Here is a 21,191-nt window from a genome sequence, read left to right as displayed (position 1 = left end):
AAGTTGAGGCGGTGGCTTGCGACATGAATTCAGACTTCGAAGAAGCTTTTAAAGGGCGCTATCCCAAGCTAGACATCGTCTATGATCGCTTCCACATTATCAAGAATTTCAACGATAAAGTGGTTTCTGAGATCAGAAAGGATGAACAAAGACGGCTGGCTGAAGAAGGCTCTCCAGAGGCTGCTAAGTTGCTTAAGAACTCACGTTACATCTTGATGTCTAAGAGGTCCACATTAGTTCAGAAGGACGAGGATGCCCGTCAAGGCAAGCTAGTGTCTACTGCTGGTGAAATATTCAATACACCAGAAATAAAGGCTTATGGCGGTAATGAAGCATGGTATGACGAGCTATTGGAAGAAAACAAGCTCTTCTTCACAATAGATCTCGTTAAAGACCTGCTAGACCAAGCATACAATTCACATGACGAAGTGGAAATGTGCGTTAGACTTGAAGAGATCATAGACATCTGCAAGGCAACTGAGAATAGCCACTTTATTTGGTTTGCGCGTCTCTTAAATAACCATTTGAGAGGGATCTACACGTTCGCCAAATACGGGATATCAACTGGCAAACTTGAGGGTATCAACAATAAGATCAAGACTGAGAGACGTAAGGGTTATGGGTATCCAGATGATGAATACTTCTTTCTGCGATTAATGGAAATATCCCGAAAGGCATCCTAAATCTCACAGCCGTTTACACAAGTTTTTATACTGAACCATTTTTTAATAAAAAAGAAAAGCAGAGTCCGGCAAATTAATCAAATAGTAAAGCCAAAGATCAATAATTGCTTGAATTAGCAGGAATCACTTTCCTAGTTTCTTGCAAGCGTTGACATTTATTTAAATTCGCTCTAAGATTATTTTAATCAAGAAAAGAGGAGCATAGCAAAATTGACTAGTTAAATGACTGCCTGCTTAGCGGGCACTAGGTGAAAGAGGGAACAAAAATGCGCTATTCAAAGTTAGCAGTTGGCGCCATTGGCGCTTTGTCAGCAATTCTGCTGGGGGCTGCGGAAGCAAGTCCGCCAGCACGGCGAAGAAGGACAGCTTTTCCTGGTCAACGGGGGCGGAAATATCCACCATTGACATGTCCAAGGCCTCAGATACGGTCAGCTTTGACCAGCTGCGCAACACAATGGAAGGCTTGTACCGGACGGGGAAGAAGGGGAAGCTGATGCCGGCCTTGGCCACCAAGAGCACCGTGTCCAAAGATGGGAAGACCTACACCTTCTACCTGCGCAAGTCCAAGTGGAGTGACGGCAGTCCGGTCACGGCCAGGGACTTTGTTTACTCCTGGCGCCGAACCTGCGATCCCAAGACGGCATCTGAATATGCCTACCTGTTTGAAGGCATCAAGAACGCGGCGGCCGTGACGGCGGGCAAGAAGCCGGTCAGTGCCTTGGGCGTCAAGGCGGACGGGGACTACAAGCTGGTCGTCAGCCTGGACCGGCGGATTCCTTACTTCAAGCACCTGATGTCCTTTGCCCTCTTTTTCCCGCAATCGGAAAAGACGGTCAAGAAGTATGGGGACAAGTACGGGACGGCCTCAAAGTACATGCTCTACAATGGGCCTTTCGTGCAAAAGGGCTGGACGGGGTCCAACCTGTCCTGGAAGATGGTCAAGAACAAGTACTACTGGGACAAGAAGAACGTGAAAGTCTCCAAGATCAGCTGGAGCGTGCAGAAGACGCCGTCAACGGCCTACAACCTTTACCAGTCCAACCGGTTAGACGCTTTGTCGCTTGACTCTTCCCAGACCAAGCAGCTGAAAAACAACTCGGCCTTTACCCTGATCAACAGCGGTGGGACGGCCTACCTGCAGTACAACCTGCAAAAGGACAAGAACCTGGCCAACGCCAACATCAGAAAGGCCATTTCCCTGGCCATTGACCGGACCGGCCTGTGCTCAACTTTAGGCGGCAACAACCAGCCGGCCAAGACCTTTACGACGGCTGACCTGCTCTACGTAAACGGCAAGGACTACGTCAGCGGGGTGGCCAAGTCCAGCACGGTCTACAACAAGTATGATAAAAAGCTGGCCAAGAAGTACTTCAAGCAGGGATTGGCGGAACTAGGGACCAGCAAGATCTCGGTCAGCATCCTGGCCGATGACACCGACTCCGGCAAGAAGACGGTTGAAGCCTTGCAAAGCCAGCTGGAGCAGACTTTGCCTGGCATCCACGTCGACACGGTGACGGTTCCGTTCAAGACGCGGATGGCCCGGCGGGAAGCCGGCAAGTTCGACATCATGGTTTCAACCTGGATCGCCGACTTTACTGACCCGATTTCCTTCCTGGACCTGCTGACCAGCGGCAACACCCGCAACTACGGGAAGTGGAAGAGCAGCCAGTACGATGCTTTAATTGCCGCTTCCAAGACCACCGCATCCAGCAGCCAGCGGATCAGTGACCTGCAAAAGGCTGAAGGCATCTTGATGAAGGATGAAGGGATCACGCCTTTGTACTACATGAGCACGGCCTGGCTGATCAGAAAGGACATCCACGCGGTCTACAACGACAACTTGGGTGGCTGGCAGTTCAAGTATGCTTACGTGAAATAACAAAAAAAGATTTTAACGAATAAAAAAGGCTTCCAGAAGTGAAAAAACTTCTAGAAGCTTTTTATGTATCTCAAATCACAGCACCAGAACTCCAGTTCTAGGGTAGCTCGACGGTCAGAATGTGGTTGACGTCGATCAGGTAGAAGATCTTGTTGTCGGCGTCGCGCAGGACGAAACGGCTGGATGAGATGCGCTTGGTAATCTGGCCCACCTGGACGTCCCCGTTGTCAAACGTAATCAGGGCATATTCCCGGTGCAGGAAAGCCTGCTGGAGGTTGGCAATGTTCTCGTCCATGCTGTCTGGCAGAATGCGCAGACGGTCAAGGTCGTAGCCAAACAGGTAGTGAAAGGCATTCTTAAACGGCTTGACGGCTTGTTGAGCCAGTGATGCAAATTGAGTCATATTGGTAAAACCCCTTTTCGAAGATTGGTAAATCGTAAATAATCAGTTGAATTGCTGTTGATAGCTAGCTGCAGATTGGCCGAAGAGAAAGTTCGCGAACGTCCGTTCAATCTTTACAGTTAGTATTATACGAACACGCGTTTACGAAAGCAAGTGAAAAGCGAAAATTTGTTCGAAAAAATTCTGAAAATCGCTGCTGCCGGCTAGGGCGGGCTGAATTATAATATCTGCAAAAGCCATTAGTGGCCCAGATCAGGCCAGGGAATGACTTTTTTCAGTTAATTACTTGACCTGACCTGTGATATGGTCCAAGATAGAATTATTAGTCAAAAAAGGAGCTATCATGGCAGATAAAGGATTATTGTTGGTTTTGTCAGGACCGTCTGGTGTTGGCAAAGGCACTGTCAAAAGTGCAATCGTTGAACACAAGGTTTTCCCTTTTGAATATTCAGTCTCAATGACCACGCGCAAGCCACGCGAAGGCGAAGTTGACGGCAAAGACTACTACTTCGTCAGCAGAGAGCAGTTCCAGCAGGCGGTTCAAGACAACCAGCTTTTGGAATATAATGAATATGTCGGCAACCTGTATGGCACCCCTTTGGGTCCGGTCAAGAAGATGCTGGCCCAAGGCAAGGACGTCTTGCTGGAAATCGACGTCAACGGGGCCAGAAAGGTTCGCGAACAAATGCCAGATGGCGTCTTTATTTTCTTGACGCCGCCAGATTTGCACACTTTGCGCGATCGCTTGGAGCACCGGGGCACTGAATCAGAAGAAGTGATCCGGGGCCGGATTGCCCAGGCCCGCAAGGAAATTCTGGTGATGCAGGACTATGACTACGCGGTTGTCAACGACACGGTCGCCAATGCCGTGGCCCACATCAAAGCCATTGTTGACGCCGAACACGTCAGCGTGAAACGCGTGATCGATGACTATCGGAGAATGGTACAGGAGGACTAAAATGCGCATTACCTATCCATCAATTGACAAGCTGTTGGACCAGATTGACTCAAGATACTCACTGTCAGTCTTGGCCGCTAAGAGAGCCCATGAACTTGAAGCCGGCAAGCCTGGCGCTTTGGACAACTACCACAACCTGAAGCCAGTTGGCCAGGCTTTGGAAGAAATTGCTGCCGGCAAGGTGACGGTTGACCCAGATCACCACGGTGATCCTGAAGAATAATCCTTAAATTAGAGCGGACGTCCAGCCCGCTCTTTTTTTCTGTAGCGCGAAAGGTGAGAAAATGATCGCACAAGTCATCGTCGACGTGGCGGCCAAGCAGACCGACCGCGTCTTTGAATATCACGTGCCCGCCAGCCTTGAAGTCAGCATTGGCGACCGGGTGGTCGTGCCCTTTGGCCGGCGGAAGGTGCAGGGCTTCATCGTTGGCTTGACCGACCGGACGGACTATCCCGGCCAGCTCAAGGACCTGCTCTTGGTCTTGGACGAGCTGGCACCGCTGACTCCGGAACTGGTCCAGCTGTCCAGCGACCTGGCCCAGGATATTTTTGCCTACCGGATCAGCATCTTGAAGGCCATGCTGCCGGGCGTCATGCGGGCGGGCTACCGCAAGCTCCTGGTGCCGGCCAGCGAGCGGGCCAAGGAGCTCTTGATGTTTCAAGGCGACCCCTTGGAGGTCAATGAGCTGAAGACGCCCAAAGACCTGGCCTTGGCCCGCCAGCTCTTGAAAAACGGGGATGCCAGGATTGAATACCTGGTTGAAAACAAGGCCAAGAAGAAGACGGTCGCCGTCTATAGCGCCAAATTGCCGTCAGCGGAGTACCAATCCATCCTGGACGGCCTGCGGGCCAACGCGGCCAAGCAGCGGCTCTTGCTGACGGACCTGCTGGAAGACCGGGCTTCCTACCCGAAGAAGCAGGCTGACCTGGAAAAACTGGGCTTGGCGGCCAGCAGCCTGAATGCGGCCGTCAAGAAGGGGTGGCTGGAGAAGCAGCAGGCCGAAGTCTACCGCAAGCCGCAAGTGGCCAAGCCACTGAAAAACAAGCGCCCGCTTCCGTTAAACGATGAGCAGGAGCAGGCCTATCAAGCAATCAGTGCCGATATCGCGCGAAAAAAGAGCGAGACTTTCTTGCTGGAAGGCGTGACCGGCAGCGGGAAGACGGAGGTCTACCTCCACGCCATCAGCAAGGCCCTGGAAAATAGCCGCAACGCTTTGATGCTGGTGCCGGAAATCTCCCTGACCCCCCAGATGGTCAAGCAGGTCCAAGCCCGTTTTGGCGATCAGGTGGCAGTGCTGCACTCCGGCCTTTCAGAAGGGGAGAAGTACGACGAATGGCGCCGGATTCGCCGGGGAGAAGCCCGGATGGTCGTTGGCGCCCGCAGCGCCGTTTTTGCCCCGATAGCCAACTTGGGCTTGATCGTCATTGATGAAGAACATGAAGCTTCTTACAAGCAGGACAGCAATCCCCGCTACGATGCCCGCAAGGTGGCGATTTGGCGGGGCAAGTACCACCACTGCCCCGTGGTCTTGGGAAGTGCCACGCCGGCTTTGGGCACCCGCGCCCGGGCCCAAAAGGGGGTCTACCGGCTTTTGACCCTGAAGAAGCGGGCCAACCGCCAGCCCTTGCCCAAGGTCGACTTGGTTGACCTTAAGCACGTTCAGTTTGCCGGCAGTCAGTTTGACCTTTCGGTCAAGCTGACTTCGGCGATTGGCGAGCGTCTGGCCAAGAAAGAGCAGGTCATCCTGCTCTTGAACCGCCGCGGCTTTGCCAACTTCATGCTCTGCCGGGATTGCGGTTTTGTCTTAAAGTGTCCGAACTGCGACTTGTCCTTGACCATGCACAAGGATACGGGCATGATGCAGTGCCACTACTGCGGGCACGCCGAGCCAGTGCCGGAGCTGTGTCCAAATTGCCGCAGCCGCCAGATCCGCTTTTTGGGGACGGGCACCCAGAAGGTGCAGGAAGAATTGGCGGCCCTCTTCCCCCAGGCCCGCGTCTTGCGCATGGATGTGGATACCACCCGGCGCAAGGGCAGCTATGAAAAAATTCTGGATGCCTTTGGCAATGGGAAAGCGGATATCCTGTTGGGGACGCAGATGATCGCCAAGGGGCTGGACTTTCCCAACGTCACTTTGGTCGGGGTCATCAATGCCGATACCGGATTGTGGTTGCCTGACTACAATGCTTCAGAGAAGACCTTTGAGCTGCTGACCCAGGTTGCCGGCCGGGCTGGGCGGGCCGAGAAGGATGGGGAGGTCATGATCCAGACCTACAACCCGGACCACTATGCCATCAGCCTGGCGCAAAAGCAGGACTATGAGCTTTTTTACCGCAAGGAGATGCAGATGCGCCACGCGGGCAACTATCCGCCTTACTTCTACACGGCGCTGATCTCCATTGCTTCCAAAAATGAACAGAATGCCGCCAGGGAGTCCTTTAAGATCAAGCGCCGCCTGCAGGCGCAGCTTAAAGCGCCCACGATCATCCTTGGGCCGGCTCCGGCGGCAATTAGTCGGGTAAAAAATCAGTATTATTACCAAATACTGGTAAAATATAAAAGAGAGCCGCGCTTGAACGCGCTCCTGCATCAAATTCAAGACGACGCGCAGGAGATCAAAAAATATGGTTTAACGGTTGACATTGACAGTGAACCGGAAAGAATCATGTAAAAGGAGAAAATAATCAAAGTGAACTCAGTAATTTTCTTAGGGACGCCGCAATTCGGCGCCACGGTCTTGGAAGGCCTGGTCAAAGCAGGCTATGACGTCAAGGCCGTTGTCACCCAGCCGGACAAGAAGGTTGGCCGCAAGCAGAAGATCGTTTATTCCCCAGTCAAGGACCTGGCCTTAAAGCACGGGCTGCCGCTTTACCAGCCGCCCCGCCTGTCCCGTTCAGAGGAATTGGACGAGGTCTTGATGAACATTTGCCCGGACTTTATCGTGACGGCGGCTTTTGGCCAGTTTCTGCCAAGCCGCTTTCTGAAGACCGCCAAGATCGCGGCCGTCAACGTGCACGGGTCGCTTTTGCCTAAATACCGCGGCGGCGCTCCAATCCAGTACGCCCTCAGGAACGGGGACAAGGAGACCGGGGTGACCATCATGGAAATGGTCAAGGAAATGGATGCCGGCGACATGTACGCCCAAGCCACCCTGCCAATCAGCGAAGAGGATACGGCGGGCACGGTCTTTGAGAAATTGGCGCCGCTGGGCAGCCAGCTCTTGCTGGAGACTTTGCCGAAAATTGCCGACGGCAGCTGCCAAAAGCAGCCGCAAGACCCAGACCAGGTCGTCTTCTCCCCAACCATCAGCAAGGCTGAGGAAAGAATCCTGACCTCAATGACGGCTGAAGAAGCCAAGAACCTGGTCAGAGCCCTGAACCCGGATCCAGGCGCATACTTGCTGGTCAAAGGGCAGCGCTTGAAGGTCTGGCGGGCTGAAGTCGCCTCAGACAACTCCAGCCTGCCGGCCGGGTGTCTGTTGACCAACTCAGGCCGCTTTGCCATCAGCTTTGCCGACAACACGGTCTTGAACCTGCTGGAAGTGCAGCCGACTGGCAAGAAGGCCATGAAGATCAAGGACTTCTTGAACGGCCAGGGCAAGAAGTTCGTGCCAGGAGAAAGGATTGTCGATGAAGACAAAGACTAGTGCCCGTTCAGTGGCCCTGGCCACCTTGATCAAGGTCATCAAACAGGGCTCATATTCAAATATCAGCCTCAACCATGCCTTGAAGGAGGCCAAGCTGGCTAGAGAAGACCAGAACCTGGCCACCAAGCTGGTCTACGGGACCATCCAGTACCAGCTGTATTTGGAATACCAGTTAAAAGACCTGGTCAAGGGCAAGCTCAAGGAAAGCTATCTTAAGCCCCTGCTTTTGATGTCGGCCTACCAGATCTTCTTCCTGGACAAGGTGCCAACCCGAGCCGTCCTGGACGAAGCCAACAAGCTGGCCAAGGAATTTGGCCGCCGCAACTCCGGCGGCTACCGCTTGGTCAACGGGGTGCTGCGCTCCTTGCAAAGGCGGGGCGAGCTTTTGCCGGATCAAGGGGATGAGCCGCGCTATTCCAGCGTCAAGTATTCCATGCCTGAATGGCTGGTGACTTATTTCTTTGACAATTGGGGTCAGAACCGAGCCAAGAAGATCATGGCCAGCCTGAATGAGCCGGCCAAAAACGACGTGCGCATTTCTGCCCTGGCCTCTGAAGGCAGCGTGGTCAAAGGCTTGCAGGAGGCTGGCTTTGACCCGCAGCCGTCCAGTCTGACCGCTGGCTCATATGCGCTCAGCCGCGGGGGGATCGTTCAGAGTGCTTTCTTTAAGGAAGGTTTGCTGACCGTGCAAGACGAGGCGGCCAGTCTGGTCGCGAAAGCCTTTGACTTTAAGCCTGACGACCAGGTGCTGGATGCCTGCTCAGCCCCTGGCGGCAAGACCATCCAGATGGCCGAGCAAGTGCCGGACGGGCAGGTGACGGCCCTGGACATTCACGAGAACAAGCTGGGCCTGGTTCGCCAAAATGCCGCCAGAATGCATGTCGCCGGCCAGGTTTCCACCAAGGCGGCTGATGCCAGAAAGGCCGGGGAGTATTTTTCCGCCGGGCAATTTGATAAGATATTGATAGATGCACCATGCTCGGGTTTGGGACTTTTGCGCCGCAAGCCGGAAATCAGGTATACTAAGAGCATGGCAGATCTGAAAAATTTAGCGAAGATTCAATTGGCAATTTTGGATCACGTGGCTCCATTGCTGAAGCAGGGCGGGGAGCTGGTTTATTCAACCTGCTCCATTTCAGTTGAAGAGAACGAGGACAACGTGCGCGCCTTTTTGGAAACGCACCCGGACTTTGAGCTGAAGCCTTTTGCCACGGAGAAGGTCGCCAGTCAGAGCGGGATGCTGAAGATCCTGCCGGATACTTATCACAGCGACGGATTCTTTATTGCCAAGTTTACGACTAGAGGTTAGTACTTTTGATTAAGACGGCATTTGCATCAAGCATTGGTAGAGTTAGAAAGAGCAACCAGGACTTTGTCCAGATTTTTGAAAATCAAGCCGGCGTGACCATGGCCGTCGTCTGCGACGGGATGGGCGGCCATCAAGGCGGGGACGTGGCCTCAACCATGGCAGTCAGCCATTTGGGCCACAACTTCCTGACCACTGATCTCCATGACAAGAAAATGGCCAGAATGTGGCTGGACGTCCAGCTGCGGTCGGAAAACGAGACCATCCTAAAGGCCGCTGACCGCTTCCCGGACCTGAATGGAATGGGGACGACCATCGTCTTGGCCATCTTTTTTGACCAGGACGTCTTGATTGCCCACCTGGGCGACTCCCGTGCCTACTCTTACTCAGAAGGCGAGTTCATCCAGGTGACGGAGGACCACTCTTTGGTCAATGAATTGGTCAAGATGGGCCAAATCACCAAGGAGCAGGCCAAGAACCACCCGCAGAAGAACATCATTACCCAAGCCTTGGGCGTGTCCAGCACCATTGATCCAGAATACAATGAGCTTGACATGAAGGATGGCGACATTTTCCTGCTGTGCACCGATGGCCTGACCAATTCCTTGTCAGATCCGCTGATCCAGCAGATTCTGGCCACCAAGGGGCTGTCTTTGAAAGACCGCTGCAACAAGCTGATCAACGAAGCAAACCGCTTGGGCGGCGGAGACAACATTACCGTATGCCTTGTACAAAATGAGGAGGATGGTGCGAGTGATCAATAAGGGTTATCTGCTTGGAGATCGATACCGCATCGTTGATACTTTGGGTGAAGGCGGGATGGCCAACGTCTACTTGGCTGACGACATTATCCTGAAAAGACAGGTTGCCGTCAAAATCATCCGCCTGGACTTGCAGAAGGATTCGCAGGTGACGGCCCGCTTTGAAAGAGAAGCGCTGGCCACCAGCGAATTGAGCCATCCCAACATCGTGTCAGTGTTTGATGTGGGCTCCGACCACGGCTTGCCCTACATGGTGATGGAATACGTCAAAGGTCCGGATTTGAAGGAATACATCCAGGACAATACGCCAATTCCGTTGCCCAAGGTGATCAAGATCATGGACCAGATTCTCTCGGCCATGTCCTTGGCCCACAAGCACGGGGTCATCCACCGGGACCTCAAGCCGCAGAACATCTTGATGGATGAAAATGGCAACATCAAGATTGCCGACTTTGGGATCGCCGTAGCCCTCAACCAAACGACGATTACGCAGACTAATTCGGTCCTGGGCTCAGTCCACTATATGTCGCCAGAACAGACCCGCGGGGGAATGGTGACTAAACAGTCAGATATTTATTCTTTAGGGATCATCTTATATGAGCTGTTGACCGGGCAGGTGCCGTTCAATGGTGAAACGCCAGTGGTCATTGCCTTGAAACACGCGGAAGACGAGATCCCTTCTTTGCGCAAGCAAAACAAGGACATTCCCCAAGCCTTGGAAAATGTCGTCTTAAAGGCGACGGCCAAGGATCCGCGGGATCGCTATGCCTCAGTTGACGAGATGAAGGCCGATCTGGACACCAGTCTGGATCCAAGCCGCCTCAATGAGCCGCTCTTCCGGCCGAGCCACAATAATGACGACAAGACCAAGATCTTGCCTGCCTTCAACGGCAAGGTCATGCAGGCGGCCAAGCAGGAAGCAGCGTCCAGAGAGCAGCAGGAGCCAAAGAAGCAGAAGCATTCGCTTTTGGCCAACATGAAGAAGTACAAGTGGTGGTGGATCGGGTCAATCTTCCCGGTCTTTGCCATCCTGCTCTTCATGGTTCTTTCGGTCGGCCACAACAACGTGCGCGTGCCTAACGTGACGAACATGAGTGAAGTGGCAGCCAAGGCTTCCCTGCAGGGGTCCGGGCTGGTAATCGGCTCAGTCGTTAAAAAGAATTCAAGCGAAGTCAAGAAGGGCAAGGTCATCTCGACCACGCCGCCAGCTGACAGTCCGGTCAGCCGGGGGCACAAGGTCAGTCTGGTCATCTCCAAGGGCCCGGTCTTGACCAAGGTGCCTGACGTTGAGGGGACTTACGTGAACGCGGCCAAACAGAAGCTGACCAAGCTCGGCTTCAAGGTCAAGGTCAAGGAAGCCCCGTCAAACGAATACTATGCCGGTCTGGTCATGTCGCAAAGCGTCAAGGCTGGCAGCAAGATTGACGCCAAGAAGCAGGCGATCACCTTGATCGTTTCGGCGGGTTTTGACCAGGAGGAGAGCCGGCCAACGGCCAGTTCCTCCAGCAAGGCCAGCTTCAAGCTGGCTGACCTGACGGGCAAGTCTTTGAAAGAGGCGCAGGACTACGCCAAGGCCAAGGGCTTGGCTTTGAAGGTCACGAAAGACTATTCAGATTCGGTGGCCAGCGGCAAGATCATTTCCACTGATCCAGATGCCGGCAGCAGCATGAAGGAAGGCGACAGCCTGGCGGTTACCGTTTCAGAGGGCGAGAAGAACAAGACGGTCAAGAAGACCTTCTCCGTGGCTTACAAAGCTCCGGCAAGCAGCGCAAGCGACGAGGATAATGATGATTCTTCATCGGCCTCCTCGTCTTCAAGTCGAGGCAACCACATCCGCATCTACATTCAAGACGACGATCACAGTCTGGGCAATATCTACCGTGACCAGTACATTACCAAGGACACGGACTTCACGATCACCTTCAACGTGACCAAGGGTGACGGGAAGATCAAGATCATGCGCGATGACGACACGGTCGTTGATGAAACCGTTGCGGCAGATGAAAGCGGGGATTAAATGACGGAACTAGCAGAAGGCACGGTCATTTCACTGATTGCCGGCTATTACGACGTAGAGACTTCAGCTGGCCTGGTCCGAACCAGAGCTCGGGGCGTCTTTCGCAAGACAAAAGAAAAGCCCCAGGTCGGCGACCGGGTCAAGATTAAGCTGGATGACCAGGGCTTGGCCTATCTGGTGGAGATCATGCCCAGAAAGAACCGGATTGGGCGGCCAGCCGTGGCCAATGTCGACCACGTGCTGCTGGTAATTTCAGCCGTGGAGCCAGACTTCTCGCTCCAGCTGCTGGATCGCTTCTTGACCTTTTTTGCCTGGCAGGGGGTTGATGTCGCAATCTATCTGTCAAAGAGCGACTTGGTCCAAGTAGACCGGCTGGCTGAAATCAAGGACCAGCTGGCCTACTACCAAAAGATCGGCTATCCGGTCTATTTGAGCCGGGACGTTCTGGCAGAAGAGCTGCCTGGGGCAATTGGCCAGGAACGGATCTGGACTTTGGCTGGCCAGTCCGGGGCAGGGAAGAGCACCCTGCTCAACTTTATCAAGGCTGACGCCAACCAGGCGACGGGGGCGATTTCGACCAGCCTGAACCGGGGGCGGCACACGACCAGAAGAGTTGAGCTGTTTAAATTGGGAGCGGGCTTTTTGGCTGACACGCCAGGCTTTTCGGCCATTGACCTGACCCCGATCAAGCTGAACGAGCTTTGTGGGTATTTTGCCGAGTTCAAGCGGCTGGCCGGGGGATGCAAGTTCCGCGGCTGCCAGCACTTGAAGGAGCCCAAATGTGCCGTCAAGGAAGCCCTGGAAGCCGGAGAAATCGCGCAGAGCCGCTATGATGACTATCTGGCCATGCGGACGGAAATTTCTGAAGGCCGGATTCCAGAATACTTGAAGTAGGAATAACAAATGGATGCTTGCGCTTTATTGGGCGGGCCGAAGGAAAACTGGCCCGCTGACTTGAAAGAACGGCTGGCCGCGGCAAAGGCAGCAGGTCAGCTCTTGGTTGGCGTTGACCGGGGTGCCTTGTTTATGCTGGAGATGGGCCTGGCGCCGGATTTGGCGGTAGGGGATTTTGATTCGCTTAAGCCGCATGAATTGAGCTGGGTCGAGGACGTGGTGCCTGATATCCGCTACTCAGTGCCCAAAAAGGATTGGACTGATTCCGAGCTCATGCTGGGGATTGCCTTTGAAGACTATCAGCTTGACCGGCTCAAGCTTTATGGAGCGACGGGCGGCCGGATGGACCATTCATTGATCAATCTCTTTGACATTTTGAATCCGAATCTGCGTCCCTATGCCAACCAGGTCAGCCTGGAAGACAAGCAGAATCTGATCATCTACCGCAACGCGGGCAGCTACGCGATTCCGCAGGAAGGGGACTACGCTTATTTTGGCGTGACCTGCCTGACCCCGGTCCGCCAGCTGACGATCAAGGATGCCTTGTATGAATTGGCGCCGTATGACGGGGACTACCTGCGCTCATTTACCTCCAACGAATTTTTGCCGGGAAAAGCTGATTTTAAGCTTTCGCTGGCTTCCGGGTCAGTGGCGGTCGTATATTCCAAGGACTTGATCCGCTTTGACCAAGTTTGAGGGCAAAGAATAACCGAATTCACTTAAGTCTCGCTGAAAAGCGGGACTTTTTTGTTAAGAAAAAACAAGATTGAACAGATTCAATTTATGCCGTATGATAAGAAACATATTTGAATACTTAAATGAATGAGTCCCAGTGTACGGAGGAAAAATATGACATTAAAGTATGCCAGCAAGTGGAAAATGCTTGCTTTTATCATTTTCGCGGCGGCGAAGGCCTTGCAGGCGGTGTTTATCGCTTATATGTTCCAGCAGTTCGTCAACTTTGCCCAAAATCCGCAAGGCAGTCTGCTTGAGATGACCGTGTAAGCCGTCGCCGGCATTCTGCTCTTCGCGGTCTTGGCCTTGGTCTACCAGATCTTGAAGGCGGAGATCATCAAAGAGGTCAACCTGGAGATCAAGCGGCGGGCCAGCAGGTACCTATTGTATTCAGAAAATGCTGATCCCAAGCTTGACCTGTCATTCATGACCAATGACTTAAAGCAGGTCGAGAGCCACCGGGTGGAAGCTGAACTGGAGATCGTCTTCAACGGCTTGCAGTTCGTCGCGGCTTTTGCGGCAGGAATTGCGGCTTCTTGGTACTTGTCCTTGATCTTCTTTGCGGCCTCATTGGCACCCGGGATTCTGCAGAACCTGTTTGGGCCAAAAATTGAAGCGGCCTCAAAGGATTGGGAGCAGGAGAACAGCAGGTATACGGAAGCCATGGCTGACACTATCAGCTTTGCCTCTTTTGCCCGGCTGTATGACGTTGAAGATAGTATTTTTTCCAGAATTCTGCACTACAGCCAGCGAATGGAGAGGGCCTTGGCCAAGATGAACCGGGCGCAGCTGATCACGACCGAGCTGATCACCTCTTTTGCCTATATTTGCAGCCTGGGCCTGCCATTAAGCATTGGGATCTACTTTGTGACCCAGAAGCAGGTCAGCTTGGGGACTTTCATGATGATTACCCAGCTGGCCAACAACTTTATCAACCCAATCGTTGGCATTTTTGCTTCAGTCAATGACATTAAGACCAGCAGTCCAATTTGGGAAAAGTTTGCCAAAGTGGCCAATTATGATTGCCAGAAAACGCCAGCTACGAAGAGGGCCTTCAAGGAGCTGGAACTGGATGACGCGGCCGTGCAGCTTGGCAAGCGCCGTCTGCTTAACGGTCTGGACTTAAAAGTCAAGCGGGGCGAGAAGGTCCTGCTTGAAGCGCCATCCGGCTGGGGCAAGTCAACCCTGCTGAACGTGCTGGTCGGCCGGATTCCGCTGGCCAGCGGGGAATACGAAATCAATGGCCAGAAATTGGCGGGCGGCTGGAATGAGGCTCATGAATACTTTGCTTTTGTCCAGCAGAAGCCATACATTCTCGATGATACGATTGAGTACAATATTGCCTTAGGCAGAAAGGCCAGCCGTGAGGATTTGCTGGCGGTCTGCCAAAAGGCTGGCTTGGGCAGTCTGGTGCAGGAAAAGGGACTGGACTACCAGGTTGGCAAAAATGGCGAGAAGCTCTCAGGCGGGCAAGGGCAGCGCTTAGAGATTGCCCGTGCGCTCTTGGCCAAGCGGCCGGTCTTGCTCGCGGATGAGGCAACGTCAGCTCTGGATCCACGCCTGTCCAGCCAGATTCACCAAACCATTCTGCAAAACTTTCCTGGGACCGTAATTGAGGTAGCCCACAAGATTTCAGATGAAGAAAGGGCCATGTTTGACCGGGTCGTCAAGCTGGATGAAGAATAAAGCCAAAAGTACGCGACCACTCAAGAAGCTTTCAATAACAAAAATAAGCCTCATTTCAAACGAAGTGAGGCTTATTTTTTCAGCGAAACTGATGCACAAATCACTTTAATGCACATGCTGGAGCAAAATAAAACCCGCCAGATCATTGATCTGACGGGCTTTTCTGTCGATTAGACACGGGTAACTTTACCGGACTTCAAAGTCTTGGTTGAAACCCAAACGCGCTTAGGCTTGCCGTTAACAAGAATGCGAACTTTTTGAAGGTTTGGCTTCCAAGAACGACGAGTTGAGTTCAAGGCGTGTGAACGTCTGTTACCAAAAGTGGTCTTCTTACCGGTTACGAAATCTTTTGCCATGCTGCTAAACCTCCTTTACTTGTGTTCTCATACTTTATAACCTTACCATAAACTTTGGGGCATTTCAACGCCTTTTTGAAAAAAGTATTTCGCCATTTTCTGGAAAAATGAGAGGGAAAATGCTGGCTTTATCCAAGGTTATGTTAAAATAAATATGTATATTGGATGAAAAGACGGAGGATGAACATGGCTGTTAAAATCAAAACAAAGTATGGTTTGATTGATATTTCAAACGGTGTAATTGCAACTGTTGTTGGTGGTGCAGCTACGTCTAACTATGGCGTTGTCGGAATGGCATCAAAGAATGCTCTTAGAGATGGCGTAAGCAGCATCTTGAGCCGGGCAAACTACAAGCGTGGCGTTGTAGTCAAGTCCACGGAAAATCAAGTTACGGTCGATGTTTACATTATTGTCGGCTATGGCTTGAAAATTTCAGAAGTAAGTCGTAATGTACAAGACAGTGTCAAATATAACTTAAGAAGCCAGCTGGGAATCGACACCAAGGCGGTCAACGTGATCGTTCAAGGCGTCAAGGTTCTTGATGACTAGGCTAAGCGGAGGATTTGAGATTGGTTTTAAGTGAAATTAGCAGTAAAGAATTTAGAGACATGGTCCGGATTGCATCCCACCGCATGAGCAAGAACGTGCAATTCGTCAATGATCTAAATGTTTTCCCAGTTCCTGACGGTGACACTGGTACCAACATGAACTTAACCATGGAAAGCGGCGCTAAGGCCGTTTCCGAAAATACCAGCGACAAGGTCAGCGACTTGACCGAAAGTCTGGCCAGAGGGATGCTGATGGGAGCCCGCGGCAACAGCGGCGTAATTACTTCCCAGCTGTTCCGCGGCTTCTACAAGGCAACGCAAGGCATGGATACCTTGAACGCCCAGGAACTGGCAAATGCCTTCAGCAACGGTGTAGCTACTGCCTACAAAGCTGTCATGAAGCCCGTTGAAGGCACGATTTTAACGGTTGCCAGAGTGGGTGCCCAAGAAGGGGCCAACAAGGCAAACGAAACCAGCGACGTGGAAGAGGTCATGAAAGCAGTTGTTGAAGGGGCCAAGAAGGCCTTGAAGACGACGCCAGACCTGCTTCCGGTTTTGAAGCAGGTTGGCGTGGTTGACTCCGGCGGCCAAGGGCTGGTCTTCATCTATGAAGGCTTCCTGGAAGGGCTGCTCGGCGAAAACTTTGACGACAAGTACGTTCCAGACGCCGATGACATGAGCGCCTTGATCAACGCGACCCACCACCAGTCAGTTCAAGGGCAGCTGGCTACCCAGGACATCGCCAACGGCTACTGTACCGAAATCATGGTTGACTTGAAGGCCGACGTGCCTGACAAGAAGCCATTTGACCTGGAAGAATTCCGTCAGCACCTGTCCCAGCTGGGTGACTCCCTGCTGGCCGTTTCAGATGGTGAAATCGCCAAAGTTCACGTCCACACTGAACACCCAGGCGAAGTCTTCCTGTACGGGGCACAATTCGGCCAACTGGGCAAGATCAAGATCGACAACATGCGCATTCAGCACGAGACCATCGTCGGTCATGAAGAAGAGCAGCAAGAAGCCGTTGACTTTGCCGTGATCGCGGTGGCATCCGGCAATGGGGTCCGGCAGCTGTTTGAAAGCGAAGGGGTCAACCGGATCATCTCTGGTGGTCAAACCATGAACCCGTCAACGCAAGACATCATTGATGCCATTACCAAGTCAGGCGCCAAGAAGGCTATCATCCTGCCAAACAACGGGAACATCATCATGTCCGCCAAGCAGGCGGCTGAAGTGGCCGAAATTCCGGTTGGCATCGTGCCAAGCAAGACCATCCAACAAGGCTTGACCGCGATGCTGGCCTTCAACCCGGACGCCAGCGTTGATGAAAACGTGGAAGCCATGACTGACGAGCTTGACTCAGTCAAGTCCGGTGAAGTTACCCGGGCAACCCGGGACACGGTCATCAACGACGTTGAGATCCATAAGGACGACTACATCGGGATCGTTGACGGGACCATTGAGGTCGACAACCCGGACGTCATCGCCGCTACTGTAGCCATGACTGAGAAGATGCTTGACGAAGATTCCGAGATCATCACCGTGATGTACGGCAGCGATGCCAGCCAAGAGCAGGCTGAAAAGATCTTGGATGCCTTGGAAGCCAAGCACCCGGACGACGACTACGAGTTTGAAGTGCACGACGGCGGCCAGCCAGTCTACAATTTCTTGGTCTCAGTAGAATAATGACAATAAATGAAGCAGCATTCAGTCCGGCAACTGATTTGAAGGGCGTCGGGGTCAAGACGGGGGAAGGCCTGCGCACGCTAGGCATCTGCAGCATCTATGACCTGCTCTTCTATTTCCCTTACCGTTATGACGAATTGGCCAGCCTGCCGCTGGACCAGCTGATGGACGGCCAGAAGGTCATGCTGAAGGGGATCGTCGCCACCGCCCCATACCAGAACTTTTTTGGCTATCACAAGAGCCGGGTGAGCTTCAAGATGAGAATTGATCATGATATTATCATGGTCAATTTTTTTAATCAGCCATGGCTGACCAAGCAGCTGGAGATCGGCCAGAAAGTCGCCATCTACGGCAAGTACAACCTGGCCAAGCAAAGCCTGTCAGCTTACAAGCTGGTCGCCAAAAGTCACGGCGATGACGGAATGGCCCCGGTTTATTCGGTCAACCGCCATATCAAGCAAAAGAAGCTGCAGAGCCTGATTGATGAGGCAATTGCAGAATATGGCAGCCAGATCGGCAATGCCGTTCCTGACTGGCTCAGGAAGAAGTACCAGCTCATGAGTGACCAGGAATTGGTTGAGGGGATGCACCACCCCAAGAGTCCGGCACAAGCCAAGGCGGCCCGGCGCAGCGCGGTCTTTCGCGAATTCTTCATCTTCCAGATGCAGATGGCCTTATTGGCCAGCAGCAACCGTCAGCACAAGGGTCAGGCCAAGAAGTACGACCTGAAAGAGATTGCGGCTTTGACCAAGTCGCTCCCGTTTGAGCTGTCAGCGGACCAGAAGCAGGTGATCAATGAAATTTTTGCTGATATGTTCGTTGACCGGCAAATGCATCGCCTGCTCCAAGGGGATGTAGGGTCCGGGAAGACGATCGTGGCCGTGTTCGCGATCTACGGGGCTATTACGGCTGGCTATCAGGCAGCCTTGATGGTGCCAACGGAAATTCTGGCCAGCCAGCACTTCAAGAAGATTGACGACCTCCTGCGTCCCTTTGGGGTCAGAGTCGCCCTTTTGACTGGGTCAACCAAGGCCATGGAGCGGCGGGAGATCTACAAGGAGCTGGCCGATGGGACCATCAACTGCGTGATCGGGACCCATGCCTTGATTCAGGACAAGGTGGCCTTCAAGAAGCTGGGCTTGGTCATAATCGACGAGCAGCACCGCTTTGGCGTGGCACAGCGCCTGGCCCTGCTGAACAAGGGAGATCACCCGGACCTGCTGGCCATGACCGCGACGCCAATTCCGCGGACTTTGGCCCTGACGGTCTATGGGGACATGGACCTGTCTGAGATCCGCCACCTGCCGGCAGGGAGAAAGCCGATCATTTCCAGCTGGAAGACCAGTTCGGAAATGGACCAGGTCTACGCCCTGATGCGCGAGCAGCTGGCCCGGGGCTTCCAGATCTATGCCGTCACGCCCTTGATTTCCGAATCAGCAACGATTGACTTGGAGAACGCGGAGGAATTGTACAAGAAGCTGGCCCATGATTTTCCGGGCCAGCATGTCGTCCTCCTCCACGGACAGATGAGCGGGGAAGAAAAGGAAGAGATCATGTCCCAGTTCTCGGCAGGGCAGATCGACATTCTGGTAGCCACCAGCGTCATTGAAGTCGGGGTAGACGTGGCCAATGCCAACATGATGGTCATTTTTGACGCGGACCGCTTTGGCCTCAGCCAGTTGCACCAGCTGCGCGGCCGGATCGGCCGGGGACAGACCCAGAGCTACTGCGTCTTTTTGGCAGACCCGAAGACGGCCGCGGGCAAGCAGCGGATGCAGATCGTGGCGGCAACGACTAACGGCTTCAAATTGGCTGAAGAAGACTTGAAGATGCGGGGGGAAGGCGACCTTTTTGGCAAGGCCCAGTCTGGTCTGCCGGAATTCAAGGTCGGCAATGCCGTGACCGACTACAAGACCCTGGTCGCAGCCAAGGAAGTGGCCAGTGAGATCGTCGCCAGCGATCCGGACCTGGCCGGAGATGAATTGGCTGACCTGAAGCGGGTGTTAGACTATAATAGACTTGTACAGGCCAGAGCCTAGACACAAATGGAAAAGAGTACAGAATCATGAGAAGAATTGCAGTAGACGCCATGGGCGGCGAAAATGCCCCACAGGCGATCGTAGAAGCCGTGCTTAAGGCAAAGAAGGAGCTTCCTGAAACTGAATTTATCCTGTTTGGCGATGAGGCTAAGCTCAAGGAGCTGGTGGGCAGCGACCGCGAGCGGGTGCAAATCGTGCCAACCACGGAAGTCATCCAGGATGAGGACGAGCCAGTCAAGGCCATGCGGACCAAGAAGGACTCCTCAATGGTCGTCGCGGCCAACTGGGTCAAGAAGGGGCAGGCAGACGCCCTGCTGTCCTTGGGCAACACTGGGGCCCTGCTGGTCTGCGGGATCTTTATCGTGGGCCGGATCAAAGGGGTTGAGCGTCCAGGCCTGATGCCAACCATGCCCGTGCAGAATTCCGATGATGGCTTCAACATCATTGACGTTGGTGCCAATGCCGAATCCAAGCCGGAATACCTCCTGCAATGGGCGGAAATGGCCTCCTACTACGCGGAAAAGGTCCGCGGGGTCAAGAATCCGCGCGTAGCCCTCTTGAACAATGGGGCTGAATTTGACAAGGGTGATGCCCTGCACAAGGAAGTCTACCAGCTGCTCAAGGACTCCAATTTGAACTTCATTGGCAACATCGAAGGGCATGAATTGCTGACCGGCAAGGCGGACGTCGTGGCGACTGACGGCTTTACCGGCAACGCGGTCCTGAAGTCCATTGAAGGCTCAGCCTCTGTCATCATCCACCTGCTCAAGGACAGCCTGATGAGCAACGGCTTGAAGGTCAAGCTCGGGGCATTAATGGCCAAGCCTGCCTTTAAGGAAGTTGCCAGCCGCTTTGACACGGCCAAGTACGGCGGGGCCGTCTTAATGGGGCTCAAGTCCCCGGTAGTCAAGCAGCACGGTCGGGCAGACGCGCGCGGGATCTACTATGCCATCAAGCAGGTCGACAAGATGCTGGCTGAGAATCTGATTGAAGCCTTCAAGGAAGAGTTCAGCAAGTAGGCAGTGAGCATAAATGCTGTAATCTGCCCTTGGATAGGCTATAATTGGCAAAGCAAGCAAATAGCAGACAAATAGCTTAATAAATAAAGAATTCAGGAGAAAAAAGATGACTGAAGAAGAAATTTTCAACAAGATTGCCGAATTGATTGCTGACAATTTTCAATTAGACAAGGACAAGATCACCATGGACACCAACTTTACCAAGGACCTGGATGCAGACTCAATTGACTTGGTGGAATTCATCATGCAGCTTGAAGATGAATTTGGCGCGGAAATTCCTGACGAGGACGCGGAAAACATTGCCACGGTCGGGGATGCCGTAAAGTATATCAAAGCCCATCAAGGATAATTTTGATTACCAAAGGGCAGTGAAGATTCTTTTAAAAATTACAAAAAAGAGGATGAGCATTCATCCTCTTTTTTTGCGCCATATATTAACGGTAACGGAAGCAAAAAATTAAATGAATGGCCCGGGGGGCAAGCCTTAACTGGTTATGCGAAAAAACGGAGCATAAAAGCGCTATAATTCCCATCACCGTGGCAATGTACGCATATTCATCAATTCACTGGTCAA

At 53.0% G+C, this 21,191-nt stretch carries 19 protein-coding genes and 1 pseudogene; 18 read left to right on the top strand and 2 right to left on the bottom strand.

Going from position 1 to position 21,191, the window contains the following annotated elements; all coding sequences use genetic code 11:
- On the top strand, window positions 1-683 hold a 683-nt coding region (locus FYJ62_RS02100), incomplete at its 5' end, for a transposase (RefSeq protein ID WP_195837370.1).
- Between the two features lie 266 nt (window positions 684-949).
- Window positions 950-2,562, top strand: a pseudogene (locus FYJ62_RS02095) (peptide ABC transporter substrate-binding protein).
- Window positions 2,563-2,659: 97 nt separating this feature from the next.
- Here the strand turns inward: FYJ62_RS02095 and FYJ62_RS02090 are convergent.
- The gene (locus tag FYJ62_RS02090) at window positions 2,660-2,965 is read right to left on the bottom strand and encodes a hypothetical protein (RefSeq protein ID WP_154547264.1); all 306 of its coding nucleotides are present in this window, start codon (window positions 2,963-2,965) and stop codon (window positions 2,660-2,662) included.
- Between the two features lie 343 nt (window positions 2,966-3,308).
- Between FYJ62_RS02090 and gmk the strand changes: the two genes are divergently transcribed.
- From gmk to FYJ62_RS02040, 11 genes are all read left to right on the top strand, one after another.
- Window positions 3,309-3,923 carry a guanylate kinase gene (gmk, locus tag FYJ62_RS02085; protein ID WP_154547262.1) on the top strand — a complete coding sequence of 205 codons (615 nt, stop codon included), beginning with the start codon at window positions 3,309-3,311 and terminating at the stop codon, window positions 3,921-3,923.
- Between the two features lies 1 nt (window position 3,924).
- Window positions 3,925-4,146: a DNA-directed RNA polymerase subunit omega gene (rpoZ, locus tag FYJ62_RS02080; protein ID WP_154547260.1), complete on the top strand. Its 222-nt coding sequence runs from the start codon at window positions 3,925-3,927 to the stop codon at window positions 4,144-4,146.
- Window positions 4,147-4,207: 61 nt separating this feature from the next.
- Window positions 4,208-6,595, top strand: a complete 2,388-nt coding sequence (priA, locus tag FYJ62_RS02075) for a primosomal protein N' (RefSeq protein ID WP_154547258.1) — start codon at window positions 4,208-4,210, stop codon at window positions 6,593-6,595.
- An 18-nt stretch (window positions 6,596-6,613) separates the two neighbouring features.
- Window positions 6,614-7,570, top strand: a complete 957-nt coding sequence (gene fmt, locus FYJ62_RS02070; RefSeq protein ID WP_206988383.1) for a methionyl-tRNA formyltransferase — start codon at window positions 6,614-6,616, stop codon at window positions 7,568-7,570.
- Entirely contained in the window at window positions 7,554-8,879 is a 1,326-nt protein-coding gene (gene rsmB, locus FYJ62_RS02065; protein ID WP_154547256.1) for a 16S rRNA (cytosine(967)-C(5))-methyltransferase RsmB, read from the top strand. The genes fmt and rsmB overlap by 17 nt, the downstream gene beginning before the upstream one ends.
- A gap of 5 nt (window positions 8,880-8,884) precedes the next feature.
- Window positions 8,885-9,640, top strand: coding sequence for a Stp1/IreP family PP2C-type Ser/Thr phosphatase (locus FYJ62_RS02060; RefSeq protein ID WP_154547254.1), 756 nt, complete (start codon window positions 8,885-8,887; stop codon window positions 9,638-9,640).
- Window positions 9,630-11,654: a Stk1 family PASTA domain-containing Ser/Thr kinase gene (gene pknB / locus FYJ62_RS02055; RefSeq protein ID WP_326831974.1), complete on the top strand. Its 2,025-nt coding sequence runs from the start codon at window positions 9,630-9,632 to the stop codon at window positions 11,652-11,654. The genes FYJ62_RS02060 and pknB overlap by 11 nt, the downstream gene beginning before the upstream one ends.
- Entirely contained in the window at window positions 11,655-12,548 is an 894-nt protein-coding gene (gene rsgA, locus FYJ62_RS02050; RefSeq protein WP_154547250.1) for a ribosome small subunit-dependent GTPase A, read from the top strand.
- A gap of 9 nt (window positions 12,549-12,557) precedes the next feature.
- Window positions 12,558-13,244: a thiamine diphosphokinase gene (locus FYJ62_RS02045; protein WP_154547248.1), complete on the top strand. Its 687-nt coding sequence runs from the start codon at window positions 12,558-12,560 to the stop codon at window positions 13,242-13,244.
- Between the two features lie 153 nt (window positions 13,245-13,397).
- The gene (locus FYJ62_RS11100; RefSeq protein ID WP_456073118.1) at window positions 13,398-13,553 is read left to right on the top strand and encodes a hypothetical protein; all 156 of its coding nucleotides are present in this window, start codon (window positions 13,398-13,400) and stop codon (window positions 13,551-13,553) included.
- A 36-nt stretch (window positions 13,554-13,589) separates the two neighbouring features.
- Window positions 13,590-14,969 carry an ATP-binding cassette domain-containing protein gene (locus FYJ62_RS02040; RefSeq protein WP_456073117.1) on the top strand — a complete coding sequence of 460 codons (1,380 nt, stop codon included), beginning with the start codon at window positions 13,590-13,592 and terminating at the stop codon, window positions 14,967-14,969.
- Between the two features lie 170 nt (window positions 14,970-15,139).
- Here FYJ62_RS02040 and rpmB read toward each other — a convergent pair whose 3' ends face one another.
- Window positions 15,140-15,325, bottom strand: a complete 186-nt coding sequence (gene rpmB / locus FYJ62_RS02035) for a 50S ribosomal protein L28 (RefSeq protein WP_154547246.1) — start codon at window positions 15,323-15,325, stop codon at window positions 15,140-15,142.
- Window positions 15,326-15,511: 186 nt separating this feature from the next.
- Between rpmB and FYJ62_RS02030 the strand changes: the two genes are divergently transcribed.
- From FYJ62_RS02030 to acpP, 5 genes are all read left to right on the top strand, one after another.
- Window positions 15,512-15,874 (top strand): Asp23/Gls24 family envelope stress response protein, encoded by a 363-nt coding sequence (locus FYJ62_RS02030; RefSeq protein WP_154547244.1) that lies wholly within the window; start codon window positions 15,512-15,514, stop codon window positions 15,872-15,874.
- A 20-nt stretch (window positions 15,875-15,894) separates the two neighbouring features.
- Window positions 15,895-17,559 (top strand): DAK2 domain-containing protein, encoded by a 1,665-nt coding sequence (locus FYJ62_RS02025; RefSeq protein WP_154547242.1) that lies wholly within the window; start codon window positions 15,895-15,897, stop codon window positions 17,557-17,559.
- Entirely contained in the window at window positions 17,559-19,598 is a 2,040-nt protein-coding gene (gene recG, locus FYJ62_RS02020; RefSeq protein WP_154547240.1) for an ATP-dependent DNA helicase RecG, read from the top strand. The genes FYJ62_RS02025 and recG overlap by 1 nt, the downstream gene beginning before the upstream one ends.
- A gap of 26 nt (window positions 19,599-19,624) precedes the next feature.
- Window positions 19,625-20,617, top strand: a complete 993-nt coding sequence (plsX, locus tag FYJ62_RS02015; RefSeq protein WP_154547238.1) for a phosphate acyltransferase PlsX — start codon at window positions 19,625-19,627, stop codon at window positions 20,615-20,617.
- 106 nt (window positions 20,618-20,723) lie between these two features.
- The gene (gene acpP, locus FYJ62_RS02010; protein WP_154547236.1) at window positions 20,724-20,966 is read left to right on the top strand and encodes an acyl carrier protein; all 243 of its coding nucleotides are present in this window, start codon (window positions 20,724-20,726) and stop codon (window positions 20,964-20,966) included.
- Window positions 20,967-21,191: the final 225 nt, after the last annotated feature.

Source organism: Lactobacillus porci, from assembly GCF_009695985.1.
GTDB lineage: Bacteria > Bacillota > Bacilli > Lactobacillales > Lactobacillaceae > Lactobacillus > Lactobacillus absianus.
Note: the sequence above shows the minus strand (reverse complement) of the source record. Positions and strands in the feature narration are given on the sequence as shown.